Annotated in this window: 11 protein-coding genes; 8 read left to right on the top strand and 3 right to left on the bottom strand. The window is 46.8% G+C overall.

The genetic code is table 11. The annotated features are described in order from the left end of the window. The first annotated feature begins 29 nt into the window (after window positions 1-29). Genes A8806_RS14720 through A8806_RS14730 form a run of 3 tightly spaced genes read left to right on the top strand, consistent with a single transcriptional unit; the run spans window position 30 to window position 2,650 of the window. A complete protein-coding gene (locus A8806_RS14720; RefSeq protein WP_109731973.1) occupies window positions 30-956 on the top strand; it encodes a carbohydrate ABC transporter permease in 927 nt (308 codons plus the stop codon). 3 nt (window positions 957-959) lie between these two features. Beyond that, a complete protein-coding gene (locus tag A8806_RS14725) occupies window positions 960-1,793 on the top strand; it encodes a carbohydrate ABC transporter permease (protein ID WP_109731974.1) in 834 nt (277 codons plus the stop codon). Between the two features lie 11 nt (window positions 1,794-1,804). Beyond that, window positions 1,805-2,650, top strand: a complete 846-nt coding sequence (locus A8806_RS14730; RefSeq protein ID WP_109731975.1) for a class II fructose-bisphosphate aldolase — start codon at window positions 1,805-1,807, stop codon at window positions 2,648-2,650. A gap of 59 nt (window positions 2,651-2,709) precedes the next feature. Here A8806_RS14730 and A8806_RS14735 read toward each other — a convergent pair whose 3' ends face one another. Both A8806_RS14735 and A8806_RS14740 read right to left on the bottom strand, forming a co-directional pair. Next, entirely contained in the window at window positions 2,710-3,042 is a 333-nt protein-coding gene (locus tag A8806_RS14735) for a nuclear transport factor 2 family protein (RefSeq protein ID WP_109731976.1), read from the bottom strand. Between the two features lie 11 nt (window positions 3,043-3,053). Further along, entirely contained in the window at window positions 3,054-3,842 is a 789-nt protein-coding gene (locus tag A8806_RS14740) for an SDR family oxidoreductase (RefSeq protein WP_109731977.1), read from the bottom strand. A 106-nt stretch (window positions 3,843-3,948) separates the two neighbouring features. On the opposite strand from A8806_RS14740, the gene pdxR reads away from it, so the two are divergent. Further along, window positions 3,949-5,352 (top strand): MocR-like pyridoxine biosynthesis transcription factor PdxR, encoded by a 1,404-nt coding sequence (gene pdxR / locus A8806_RS14745; RefSeq protein ID WP_109731978.1) that lies wholly within the window; start codon window positions 3,949-3,951, stop codon window positions 5,350-5,352. A 69-nt stretch (window positions 5,353-5,421) separates the two neighbouring features. Beyond that, a complete protein-coding gene (locus A8806_RS14750) occupies window positions 5,422-7,119 on the top strand; it encodes an AAA family ATPase (RefSeq protein WP_109731979.1) in 1,698 nt (565 codons plus the stop codon). 102 nt (window positions 7,120-7,221) lie between these two features. On the opposite strand, the gene A8806_RS14755 is transcribed toward A8806_RS14750, so the two are convergent. Then, window positions 7,222-9,489 carry an extracellular solute-binding protein gene (locus A8806_RS14755; protein ID WP_109731980.1) on the bottom strand — a complete coding sequence of 756 codons (2,268 nt, stop codon included), beginning with the start codon at window positions 9,487-9,489 and terminating at the stop codon, window positions 7,222-7,224. A 311-nt stretch (window positions 9,490-9,800) separates the two neighbouring features. Here A8806_RS14755 and A8806_RS14760 point away from each other — a divergent pair, with 311 nt between their 5' ends. The 3 genes from A8806_RS14760 (at window position 9,801) to A8806_RS14770 (ending at window position 13,273) form a co-directional block, all read left to right on the top strand. Then, entirely contained in the window at window positions 9,801-10,556 is a 756-nt protein-coding gene (locus A8806_RS14760) for an AraC family transcriptional regulator (protein ID WP_181368739.1), read from the top strand. A gap of 88 nt (window positions 10,557-10,644) precedes the next feature. Further along, on the top strand, window positions 10,645-11,997 hold the full coding sequence (locus A8806_RS14765) for a hypothetical protein (RefSeq protein WP_242996107.1): 1,353 nt from the start codon (window positions 10,645-10,647) through the stop codon (window positions 11,995-11,997). Window positions 11,998-12,208: 211 nt separating this feature from the next. Continuing rightward, window positions 12,209-13,273, top strand: coding sequence for a uroporphyrinogen decarboxylase family protein (locus A8806_RS14770; protein WP_242996109.1), 1,065 nt, complete (start codon window positions 12,209-12,211; stop codon window positions 13,271-13,273). Window positions 13,274-13,290 lie beyond the last annotated feature (17 nt).

A 13,290-nucleotide genomic window follows, 5' to 3' on the forward strand; every position in this document is an offset into this window, starting at 1 on the left:
AATAGATGCTATAAGCAAGGAGGACTTTTATGGGAAAGTTAATAGGCACGAAACGGAACCGGGGACGGAGCATATTCCTGTTTTGCGTGTTGGTACCCACCTTTATATGGTTTTTGATATTTTTCATAATCCCCTTTTTTTCTGTGATTATGTATAGTTTTACAAACGCACATATGGCCTATCCCACCTATAAATTCGTGGGATTTGACCAGTACATAAAGGCATTCACAAAGGACCCTACATTTCTTATTTCGCTGAAAAACACGGTCGTAACGGCTTTGGTTATTGTGCCTTCGACGGTCATTCTGGCGATCCTGCTGGCAGCGGGCTTAAATGCGCTGGGAAATAAGCTCAGGCAGATTTTTACATTTATTTATTTCCTGCCGTCTGTCATTTCTGCGGTTGCAATCAGTCTTGTATGGAACTGGCTGTACAATAAAAACTACGGCTTGTTTAATGCGATTCTGGATGCACTGGGGATGAAGACGCAGCCATTCCTGACATCGGCCAGCCAGGCGCTTATCTGTCTGTGTATTGTACAGATCTGGTCTATTTTCGGCTATTATGCGGTCATCCTGCTGGCGGCGATAAGGGGCATCGACAAGAGCTACTATGAGGCGGCGGAGGTTGACGGGGCAGGCCCTTTGGCCAAGTTTTTCAGGATTACGCTCCCGCTGATTAAGAATAACATTTTATTTGTATGCGTTATGACCACAACGGTCGCATTCATGTTCTTTGCACCGGTCCAGATACTGACGAAGGGGACCCCGGGAACGAGTACGATGGTAATGCTGCTGCACATTATGAATAAAGGTATCAAGAACAGCGACATCGGTTATGCATCTGCCATGTCCATAATCCTGATGCTGATTATCCTGTTCTTCAGTATGATCCAGTGGATCATTACAAGAGAACGGAAAGAGAAAGCAAAGCATTATAAGGGACAGGGGGTATAGGCGATGAAAAAGAAGAAGAAACATTCTATCGGATTTTATATTGGTGTTGTAATTATGACTGCCGGAGCTGTCTTTATGATTCTCCCATTATACTGGATGCTGATTTCAGCATTCAAGGGACAGTCTGAATTACTGCAGATGCCTCCGACGATGTATCCGCACAAATGGGTAATGACGAATTACCAGAGGGTACTGGACAGTATACCGTTTATCCGCTATTATCTCAACAGTCTCGGGACGAGTATCTTAAATACAGTGGTTGGTGTGCTGACCAGCGGGCTGATCGGGTATACGTTTGCGAAATACCGGTTCAAGGGAAGAAACTTCGTATTTATGTGTATTCTGGCATTCATGATGGTGCCTTACGATACGCTGATGATTCCGCTGTATAAACTGATGGCGGGAATGAAACTGACAAACAGTTATTTCGTGCTGACCGTACCTTACTTTGTGAATATTTTTGGAATCTTCCTGATGAGGCAGTTCTTCCTTGATCTGCCGGATGCCTATCTGGAGGCAGCAGAGATGGACGGCTGCGGGCATTTTAAACGGTTTTTCAGGATTGCGCTTCCAATGGCAAAGTCTATGATGTCGGCATTGTTTATCTACCTGTTTATGGCGAGTTACAATTCTTACCTGTGGCCGTTGATTTCTGTCAGCAAACGTGATTTGTTCACACTGACGGTAGGTATCGGTTCCTTCTATAGTGACAGGGGGACACAGACAGACCTGATCATGGCGACATCCGTCATGATGATTGTACCGATTGTTATTGTCTTCAGCCTGGCACAGAAGAACTTTGTAGAAGGTTTAACTGTCGGCGGCGTGAAAGGGTAGGAGGAAAAAACATGCCATTAATTACAACGAAAGAAATGCTGTTAAAGGCCCAGAGGGAGCATTATGCTGTCGGGGCATTTAATGTGGAAAACATGGAAATGGTACAGGCGGTTATCGCGGCTGCCAAAGCACTGGATGCGCCTGTCATCATGCAGACCACCCCATCTACACTGAGGTATGCCTCACCGGAATATTTTTATGCGAATGCTGCCTGTGCGGCAGAAGAAGCAGGAGTGTGTGCAGCGCTTCATTTAGACCACGGCTCCGATTACGCCCTGGCGGTCAGGACGGTTCATGCAGGATATACATCGGTTATGATAGACGGCTCGCAGAAGCCCTTTGAGGAGAATGTCAAGATAACGGCCGAAGTAGTCAGGATGTGCAGCAGTGTGGGAATACCTGTTGAGGCGGAGCTGGGAAAAGTAGGAGGGAAAGAAGACGATCTGGACGGAGGCAGCGGTGATGCCTATACAGATCCCGTGCAGGCGGAAGTGTTCACAGAGAGAACCGGGATCTCTTCCCTTGCGGTTGCCATCGGGACCGCGCATGGTTTCTATAAAGGGGAGCCAAAGCTGGATTTTGGACGGCTTCAGGAGATTCGGGAGAAAGTATCTGTCCCACTGGTACTCCACGGTGCATCCGGTGTGCCTGATGAGGCAGTAAGAGAGAGTATTAGGCTTGGAATCTGCAAAGTCAATTTTGCTACAGAGCTGCGCGTGGCTTTCACGGATGGGATAAAAGAAGTGTTGGAAAAGCATCCCGGTACGATTGACCCGAAAAAGCTGGGAGCTGCGGGCAGAGAGAGGGTCACTGCCCTTGTCATGGAGAAAATGAAGGTATGCGGGTGGGATAAATAAACATAGAAGTGGAGGTTTCCAAAATCACGGAAACCTCCACTTCTGCCAATCCCCTTATCTTACTTTGGCCTTACCGATAGTTTCTGTATCAAACCTTCTTCGTTTGTATACCGTATTGTTGCAATCGCCATTACCATATACCCGGAGTAGTTCGCCACAAACTTCGCGTGTCTTTCATCAATAATCTCTGCCTCGGAGATCGAGAATTTCCCGAATGTGAATTTATTCCTGAAAAACATATTGATCGCTTCTTTTCCGTAAACATGGTACTCCGGCTGGGAGGTCCCGTTCGGGCAGTGGTCGACGAGGGTCCCGTCACAGTCAAACAGCTCGGCAAGTCCTTCATAGTCTCTGTTTTCCATAGTCTCGATATATTTCTGAATGATATTCATAGCGGCTCCTCCTAATAAACTTTCTCAGAATTCAGTAATGCATCGGTCCCGCCGTCCACGAACAGGATGTTTCCATTGATGCCGGCGGCATATTTGGATGTGAGGAACACGATGGCCCCGGCGATCTCTTCGGCCTCCATAAGTGCTTCCTGTCCGAAGCGTGCAGGAATTGGAAGCGCATTGAGTGCATCGCGGGCGCTTCCCTGGAGGGCGGCGGTCATAGGTGTCTGTACGTTTCCGGGAGCGACTGCGTTGACACGCACACCACGGGCTGCCCAGGAGGAAGAAATCCTGCGGACCCAGCGGGCGAGTGCATACTTGGTTGCTACATAGATACTGTTGCCGACGGTTAAATCTTTCTGGTCCCATTTGCTGATGAGATTGAGAATCATCTGCTCATTGCCTGAATTATTCAGCAAGTCCACAAGGTCCATCCGGCCGGCGCCCTGCGAGATGGTATTGGAAGAGGTCACTACACAACAGCCCTTTTTCTTGCGGAGCAGACCGGACACGCCCTTTGCAATTTCAATGGTTCCAAAATAATTCAGGGAAACGATGAGCTGCAGATTCCCGACAGCCCCGGATACGCCGGCATTGCAAATCATACCGTCCAGCCCTTCCGGACATTTCTGATGGAGTTCTTCAATAGCTTCCCTGCGTCCCTCGGGCGAAGCCAGATTCGCGGATATGTCGCCGCCTTTCAGGTCAATATTAATGACCTCGTGTCCGGCTTCTTTCAGAAGTTTTACCGTCTGGCCCCCGATTCCGCCGGAACCTCCCGTAATTGCATATATTCCCATAGTGTTGTTCCTCCTTTACAGTTCTGATAATACTCATTATAATAGAAATTGACATGATTAAAATGATCAGTTTGCTAATAAAAAATAAGATCAGTTGGAGGCTCAGATGGTAACCTGCGAGATTGAAAAACGGGGAAAGATGCCGATCTATGAATATTTGTACCATTGTATCAGGGAAGATATCCTGAGGGGGGAACTGAAGGCAGAGGAGAAGCTGCCGTCTAAACGCATGCTGGCATCCCGGCTCGGGATCAGTGTCGTGACTGTTGAAAATGCCTATGCACAGCTGATGCTGGAGGGGTATATCTACTCTGTAGAGTGCAGCGGATATTATGTCAGCAGGCTGAAAGCGCAGGGCATACAGGAACAAGCGGCACCAGTCCGATTATATAGGGAAGATACGGACAGTCCTTATTACGCAGACCTGCGGTGCAACCGTATAGGCATGCAGCATTTTCCATTTTCTATCTGGGCCAAACTAATGAGAGAAGTCATCACGGCAAGGGACGAGAAACTCTTAAAAGCAGTTCCGTGCAGAGGGGTGCTGGAGCTGCGGCAGGCCATCGCGGAAAACCTGCGTAGGTTCAGGGGGATGCATGTATCTCCGTCCCAGATCATCATAGGGGCGGGGACGGAATTTTTATACCAGCAGCTTTTCCAGATATTAGGTGCGGGAAGGTGCTACGGGCTGGAGGAAATCGGCTACTCTTATACATATGAATTGTTTGAGAGAAATCAGGTGAACTGGAGGCAGATCAGCATGGATGAAAAGGGAATATCGGTCAGTTCCCTGAAGGAAAGCGGCTGTGATGTCCTGCATGCCACCCCGGAGCACCATTTTCCGACCGGTATCGTTACACCCGTGGGGCGCAGGCAGGAGGTGCTGAACTGGGCCGCGGAAACGGGCGGCTACATCATAGAAGATAACTTTGACAGTGAGTTCCGCTATGTAAACAAGCAGAGCCCGGCCCTGTATGCAATGGACAAATCCGGCCGTGTGATCTACCTCAATACATTTTCAAAGAGCATCGTGCCGTCCATCCGCATCAGCTACATGGTGCTGCCCGAAAATCTGATGAAAAAATACGTTGAGAAGATGTGCTATTCTTCCTGCACCGTGTCCTGTTTTGAACAGCACACGCTGGCCCGCTTTATCTCGGAAGAATATTTCGGGCGCCATCTGAACCGGATGCGCAGCTTTTACAGGAAACTTAAGACGAGGCTGATTCAGGAAATTGAAAATTCCTCTTTGAAAGATATCGCAAAAATTCAGGAGGCGGAGGCAGGAACCTATTTCCTCTTAATACTGGATACCGTCCTGACGGATGAGGAACTGGTAGCAAGGGCAAGGCAGCAGGGGATAGACCTGGCCTGTTTTTCCGAGTACTGCAGGAATCCGCAGAAAACCCGGGAACACATTCTGATCATTAACTATTCCGGAATCCGTATGGAGGCAATCAGTGAAACAATCCGCCGGCTTGAGCGGGCTGTACTGGTGTCGAAAATATAAGGTATAATTCGGACAGGGCATCTGCTATAATGGAATAAGATTCTGTTTAAAATGCTGGAGGTGCAGAGAATGAAAAAAGCATTACCCATTGGTGTTGATAACTTTGAGGATATTATTATAAATGATTATTATTATGTAGATAAAACCTTGTTTATAAAGGAATTGCTGGACCTAAAGGGAAAGGTAAATCTGTTTACCCGTCCGAGGAGGTTTGGCAAAACGCTGAATTTAAGCATGCTCAGATATTTCTTTGAAGACACGGGAATTCAGGAGAAAAATACCCAACATGCGGCACTTTTTAAGGGGCTGAAAATTATGGGGGCAGGCAAAGAATATATTGGACAGATGGGAAAATACCCAGTCATTAACCTGACTCTTAAATCATCGAAGCAGGAGACTTTTGAATCGGCATACTATAAGATCAGGGAAGAAATTGCTGAAGAATTTCAGAGGCATGACTTTCTTTTAGAATCGGATGCCCTTTCGGATACGGATAAACAGATGTTTCAGGATATAAAAGACAGGAAGGCAGGATACGATGCATATTCCGGCTCACTGAAGTTTCTAAGCCGATGTTTATATATGGCAATGAATGAAAAGGTCATTGTTCTTCTGGATGAATATGATGTGCCCTTGGAAAACTCGTATTTTGCCGGATTTTACGACAAGATGGCTGGCTTTATAAGGTCCCTTTTTGAATCGGTGCTAAAGACAAATGACTGCCTGCAGTTTGCAGTGATTACCGGATGTCTCAGAATATCCAAAGAGAGTATTTTTACCGGACTGAACCATCTGAATCTCATTTCCGTATTAGATAAGAAGTACAGCGAGCATTTTGGCTTTACTGAGCCTGAAGTTAAACAGGCAATGTCTTATTACGGAAGAGACAGGCGGTTCGCGGACGTGAAGGAATGGTATGATGGATACCAGTTCGGTAATACGGAAGTCTATAATCCGTGGAGCCTGATTAAATTCTTATATGATTTAGATGCAGACGCAGACGCGTTTCCCCGCCCTTATTGGATTAACACCAGTTCTAATGAAATCATTAAGAACATGGTTGCGCGTGCGGACCGGGAAATGAAGGGGCAGATTGAAATGCTGTTAGCCGGAAAGTCAATGGATATTCAGGTGCATGAAGAAATTACTTATGCAGATATGGATCAAAATGGAGAAAATCTGTGGAATTTCCTTTATTTTACTGGGTATTTGACTAAGGAGAGCGAATATTTTAAGGAATCGTCTATCTTCTTAAAGGTGCGTATCCCAAATACGGAAGTAAAGACAATCTACCAGAATACCATCTTGAACTGGTTCCGGGAGTGTATAAAGAAACGGGATTTCCGGGATCTGTACAAGGCTATGGAAGATGGGGATGCAGAAAAAATGGGAGAGATCCTTAGTGAACAATTGTTGTCTACGATTAGTTTTTACGACAGTGCGGAGAATTTTTATCATGGTTTTCTGGCAGGAATATTAAGTCAGAGCGATTCTTATTTGGTGAAGTCCAATCGGGAATCAGGAAACGGCCGTTCAGACCTGATCGTAAAAAATCCATCTCTGCGGGGAAGGGCATTTATCATAGAAGTCAAGATTTCTAAGGGGATTGATGAATTAGAGGAGGATGCACAAAAAGCGGTAAAACAGATATCCGGGCGCGGATATATGGAGGAGCTGCGGACAGAAGGATACCGTATGATAGACAGTTATGGAATCTCGTTTTTCCGTAAAGACTGTGAGGTACGTTATGGTGGTAAGTATAGATAAATGAGGGGTGCTATGCATGGACTCTGGCCGTGAATAGCAACAAATGAGGGAAGTCGGGGAGGGATTATCCAACCAGACTTCCCGAGTATGTGTTAGTATCAGTTAAAGACTTTTCAGTTTAAAAAGTGCCTGTATCCTTTTTTCTGCCTGCCTCAGTGCATCCTGAACAGTGAGTTCTTTTCGGTAGGCTTTCTGACAGACATCCTGCAGGATCGTCTCGATTTCGTATGGGGGAATGATCCGTTCTGCACTCTGATAAGGATAGATTCTGTTGCGTGCTTTCTCGAAACATTTTGTATTCAGTTTCATCCACGGGTAAAGTCTTAGTATCTCCTGGTTCTCGTAAGGGTGGAGGACGGTAGACTGCCCGTTTAGCGTAGTCATATAGTAACTTGTCTGCTTCTGGCAGATCCACTTAAAATAGTTCGCGATCAGTTCGGTATGGCGGGTAGTCCTGCTGATACCCATATGCCATCCTACATTGGCAGGCGTCTGTCCCGGGACCATGCTGTAATCAATCTTGGTGATAATATCTCCATGCAGGCAGTCGTTGATGAGAGTACCATATTCGGTGAAGGACAAAAGCATGGCAGTCCGTCCGCTCCCGAAGTCGTAAAAACTGGAATTGATGGAGGTATCTGAGATGCCGTTTTCCGTATACATAGCCGTATCAAGCAGGCTCTGCAGCGCCTTGATATTCTGCGGGGTATCCAGCTTCAGCCGCCCGGAACTGTCGAAAAGCCCGCCGCCAAAGCTCCAGAGCCGGATCTGCAGTTCGAGCGCAAACTCTTCATTGACACTGCCGATGATCGAAGTTCCGTACAGTGTCGGAGAGTAAGGATTATATTTTTTTGTGAAAAACTGGGCGATCCCGTTGAATTCCTTCCATGTCTTTGGCGGACGTAAGGGCATGTTATAGAGTGATTCAAACTGGTGCTGTATCGTGGGCTGCTCGAACAAATCCTTCCGGTAAAAAAGAATATGGGAGCCTCCTACGATCGGAAAACCGTAAAAACGTCCCTTATAGCAGGCATTCGCAAGATTTTTCGGGACCAGATGTTTGCTGAACAGCTCATTCGAGGTCATCAGTTCGGTAATATCTGTAAGTACATCCAGATTGGCAAGGTAAGTGAGCCATGATACATCAAACATATAGATATCATATCTGCCTTTTTCCCGTTTACTGTCAGATACAATCGTTTCAATTAGTTCTCTGTAGCTTACAAAGTCAAATTCAATCTTTACCTCGTGCTGCCGCTCGAATTCCCGCGATACCGCATGCAGTGACAGGATTGTCGGCATGGATGTGGCGATGATGCGCAGTGTCCGCTTCGGCGTTCTGACAGAATGATATGGGGCAGGCGCCTTCGGGATATTCAGGTGGCTTCCGATGACATTGTCCTTGAACAGCATAAATTCTTTCTCGAAAAATGCAGGTTCATGCAGGTTCTTCATCAGGACATCAATACTGCGGATTCCCATTGTGTGTGCCGTACGTGAGGTATGGATCAGGTTGGGGAGATAATTGGACTCGTTCCAGGATTCCTCCCCCAGAGTGATAATACAGGTGTCTTTCGGCACTTTTATGGAACAGAGGTTAAAGGCCTCTATGATTCCTTTGGCAAGCGGATAGGAAGAGGTTATGATCGCCTGGGGCGGCTCCTCCACGATGTTGAACATGGCCTTGCGGAACGCGGACTCTGTCGTAAAACGCGTCTCTATCATCTGATTCATAGAAAAATCCAGACCGAGATCATCGTGCGCATCACTGAATCCCCGCAGGCATTCCCTTTCTGTAAAAAACTCACTGTGTCCGATCATGAGCTTAATATTCGTGTATCCGTTTTCGATCAGCTTCTTCGTCAGATAATAGCAGGAATTATAGTTGTCAAAGGCCAGAAAGTTGGCGTCGATACTGTCCGGGAAATGCTCCAGGAAAACGGCAGGCACATTATGCCTGATGATACTGTTCTGAAAGTATTCCACGTTGTCCGGCTGGCAGGAGATCAGGATCAGGCCGGCTACATTCCTGCCGATAAGCTGGTCAATAATCTTGCGTTCCAGCTTTGGCGTATGGTAAGAAAATGAAATATTCAGCGAATAGTCCATGCTCTCAGCGCGTGAGATGATCCCCTTTAGAATATCTGAGTGACATGAGTCATCAATATCCGGAAAAACAACGCCAATCTCCCGGGATGTCTCTGACTTCAGGTTCCTGGCAGAAGCATTGGGGATATAGTTCAGTTCCTCGATGACACTCATGATTCTGGTCCTGGTGGCCGGCTTCACACTCTTTGTATTATTCAGACAGTTTGAGACAGTCGCGATGGAGACGCCCGCCCGTTCTGCAACATCTTTCAAAGTCGCCATAAAAGTTCCTCCTTCAATTGAGTAAACGAACAAAGTATACTATAATATTATAATGCCAGGGTCAAAAGGTCATTCAATGCATGCTCGCATGCAATTGAATGACTTTGGGACCCGTAAAACATGAGAAAGTAGCCCGATTAGGGCGGATTTCGAATGTTTTTAGGATTTTGGGAGCACGAAGTGCGGAGAAATCCGTAGGCATCAGGGGTCAAAATATTTTTGACCCCAACATTATATTGTCATAAGGAAAATGAAAAGTCAATGTTAAAGTAAAACGTTTCAAATAATCTCAAATTATGAGGAGGAACTCTATGCACTATCGTTTTCAGATCCTGATGAATGATTATACGCTTTGTCCTTCAGACTGGGGGATGACGGGGGAATGTGCCACATTTTACCGTATTTATTATGTCTGCGGGGGGAAGGCATGGTTCCGGCAGGGGGAGGAGGAAGTACAACTGAAAAAGGGCTGGCTTTATATCCTTCCTGTCATGCAGTCTTATTCCCTCAGGCACGATGTCAAAGACCCGCTGGAGGTCCTCTGGTTCCATGTAGAACTGGATCTGTCTATGGGGAGGGATTTCACCGCTGTCGAGATCTGTGAAGGGGAGGACTTGTACTACCTGCTGAAAAGCATCCAAGTCATCCAGAGAGATCCTGCCTCCTTTGAAGATGTGAACCGGCTCTTTGATATTTTCCTGAAAAGGCTGGAACAGCGGCTGACCCTCTACCGCACGGGAAGCAGGCGCATGAACCGGGTCCTTTCTTATATAGATGAGCACATAGCCGATGACCCGGAGATTCAGGAGCTTGCGGCCTGTGCGGGAATGGAACGTTCCTACTTCACGAGGCGGTTCAAGGAAATCTTTAAGATGTGTCCCCGGCAGTTCGTCTATACGAGAAAAATGAGTGTCGGGGCAAAGGCCCTGCTGGAGGGCGCCACTGTCAGTGAGGCGGCAGAGAAATGCGGCTACAGCGATGAAAAGGCATTCACCAGAGCATTCAAGCGGTACATGGAAGTCACACCCGGAGAATATAAGAAGCGCCGTGCCTGCACAGAACCATAAAAAAGAAGATGTCAGAAAGAATAAGTCACATCGGGCAACCATGAAGCCACAACCGAAAGTTGTGGCTTTTTGCATGGGGTGGTAAGGTTTGATCAGGAAAGTAAAGGAAACCATATATGCCAAAGGAGGAACCGCTATGCTGCACGACCCGTCACACAGACCGGTAGTACCGGAAGAGAAAGAAATTGTATTATCCCGTGGGGATAAGGATATTTTGAGACGGCTGGGAGGCCGGATTGCAGAAATATCCGGTGACAAAATCAATGAAATTAATGCAAGGAACTGGACGCTTTTAAATGATAAGAAATCTGTAAAACCGATGGTCTGGATCAACGAAGTGCCGTGGCATGAGATGAATGTAAACGAGGAACTTACGGTTCGCTGTACACATCCCTGGGCAAGGAATCTGGAAGAGACACTGCGCAGGACGATTTTCCAGTGGGACCATTTCCGCGGGGACATGGTAGTCAGCCCGTTTATCGAGTGCCCGCTGGCGATCCATTCCACAGATTTTGGTATCGTTGAGGATGTGGACACGGCTATGACTGATGATAAGAATGATATTTATTCCCGGCATTTTAAAATCCAGATCAAAGAGCCGGAAGACATCGAAAAAATCAAGATGCCGGTCGTCACCCACTTTGAGAAAGCTACCCAGTATTCCTATGATGCCATGTGCGATATATTTGAAGGAATCATACCAGTGAAAAAGGTCGGGCAGACACACATCTGGTATACTCCGTGGGATTACCTGATCCGCTGGTGGGGCGTGCAGGAGGCGATCATGGATCTGGTCATGCGCCCGGACATGGTCCATGACATTTATGAAAAAATGGTGCAGGCATGGATGACAGAACTTGACCAGTTTGAAGAGCAGAACCTTCTTTCGCTGGACTGTAACAATACCCGTGTCGGCTCCGGCGGATATGGTTACACAACAGAACTTCCGGGAACGGACTATGACCCCGGCCACGTTCTTGCCAAAAATATGTGGGGGTGTTCCAACGCCCAGATATTCTCAACTGTATCCCCCCAGATGCACTGGGACTTTGCAATAGAACACGACCTGAAATGGCTGAAAAGATTCGGCCTGACATACTACGGCTGCTGCGAACCTCTGGATTTAAAAGTCAGTTACTTAAGAAGAATCCCGAACCTGCGCAAGATATCCGTTTCTCCGTGGTGTAAAAGCGGGCGTATTATAGAAGATATCGGCACCGATTATGTCATCAGCAGAAAACCGAACCCCGCTATAGTAGCCGGAAATATCTTTGACGAGGCCCAGGCTGAAAAAGAAATCCGTGATTTCATGGACCTGACAGAAGGAAGATCTCATGTAGAGCTGATTTTCAAGGATATCTCCACCGTAAGATATGATCCTGAAAGACTCTTCAAATGGGAGAAAATCGCCATGAGGGTAGCTGGGGATTTTGCAAAATAATCTGTTTTGGGGGCATATGGAACAGCATCTGCCCCCCATTTGTCTCTTCTAAAGGTGTTCTTCTAAACTTCTTAAATAGTGTTACAACTCCTACATTTTTAGCATGATTTAAATTTAAACGTTTAAATTTAAAATTTAATTTTAATTGAATTTACTATTCCACCTCTCTATAATGGACTTATCAAGTAAAGGACGTAAGGGAGGGATCGGGATGATGACAAGTAAAGAACGCGTCAGGGCGGCATTTGAACACAAAACTCCTGACCGTGTCCCTGCTACAATGCAGGCGGTTGAGACTGCCTGGGACAAGATGAAAGAATATTTCCGGGTTGAGACTCAGGATGAAGTCATGGATATTCTGGAAATTGATACGAGGATTATGGATATTCCGCCATACATCGGAAATAAAAAGCCCGATTATGTGAATGCAAACGGGGAGGTCGTACATACGCACCCCTTCGGGCAGCGGTATGTGGAAAAATGGAATGGTGTGGAGTACAACAATCACACGATCTGGCGGCCGATGCAGCATGTGGAGACGATGGAGGATTTCCTCGCTTTCCATGACTGGCCGGACCCGGATGACTTCGATTATGAGGCGGTAAAGCGGTTCTGTGATAAGCATAAAGATAAGGCGATACGCATCGGATGGCCGGGACCTTATCAGGTATTTCTGGAAATGTACCCGGCGGAACAGTTTTATATGCTTATGGCTGATGAACCGGACCTCGTCAAGGCGATGCTGAACCGTTACAGTGATTTTTACATGGAACTGTACGAGAGGATGTTTGAAGCAGGGGATGGGGCAATCGACCTGATCCGGCCGTGTGATGACTACGGGACACAGATCAGCCTGTTGTTCAGCCCACAGATGTGGGACGAATATTTCGCAGAGAATACAAAAAAGCTTGTACAGCTTGCCCATAAATACGGATGTTACTATCTCCAGCATTCCTGCGGCGCGGTCAGGCCGATTATTCCGAACCTGATCGACTGTGGCGCAGACGGACTCGAGCCGATCCAGAAGGTGAAGGGGATGGAGGTAGATTCTCTGAAAAGGGATTTTGGAGACCAGATTTGCTTTCAGGGAGGTGTGGACACCCAGCGCCTGCTCCCGTTTGGTACACCGGAGGAGGTCCGGAGAGAAACAGAGTACATTATCGAGACGATGAATGTAAACGGCGGATATATTCTGGGACCGAGTCAGGATTTTGAAGGCGATGTCCCAGTGGAAAATATCATCGCGCTGTATGATGCGCGTAAGAAATTCATGTAATCGTAAGGAGAGCTGTT

The organism is Faecalicatena orotica (assembly GCF_003149245.1).
Taxonomy (GTDB): Bacteria; Bacillota; Clostridia; order Lachnospirales; family Lachnospiraceae; genus Faecalicatena_A; species Faecalicatena_A orotica.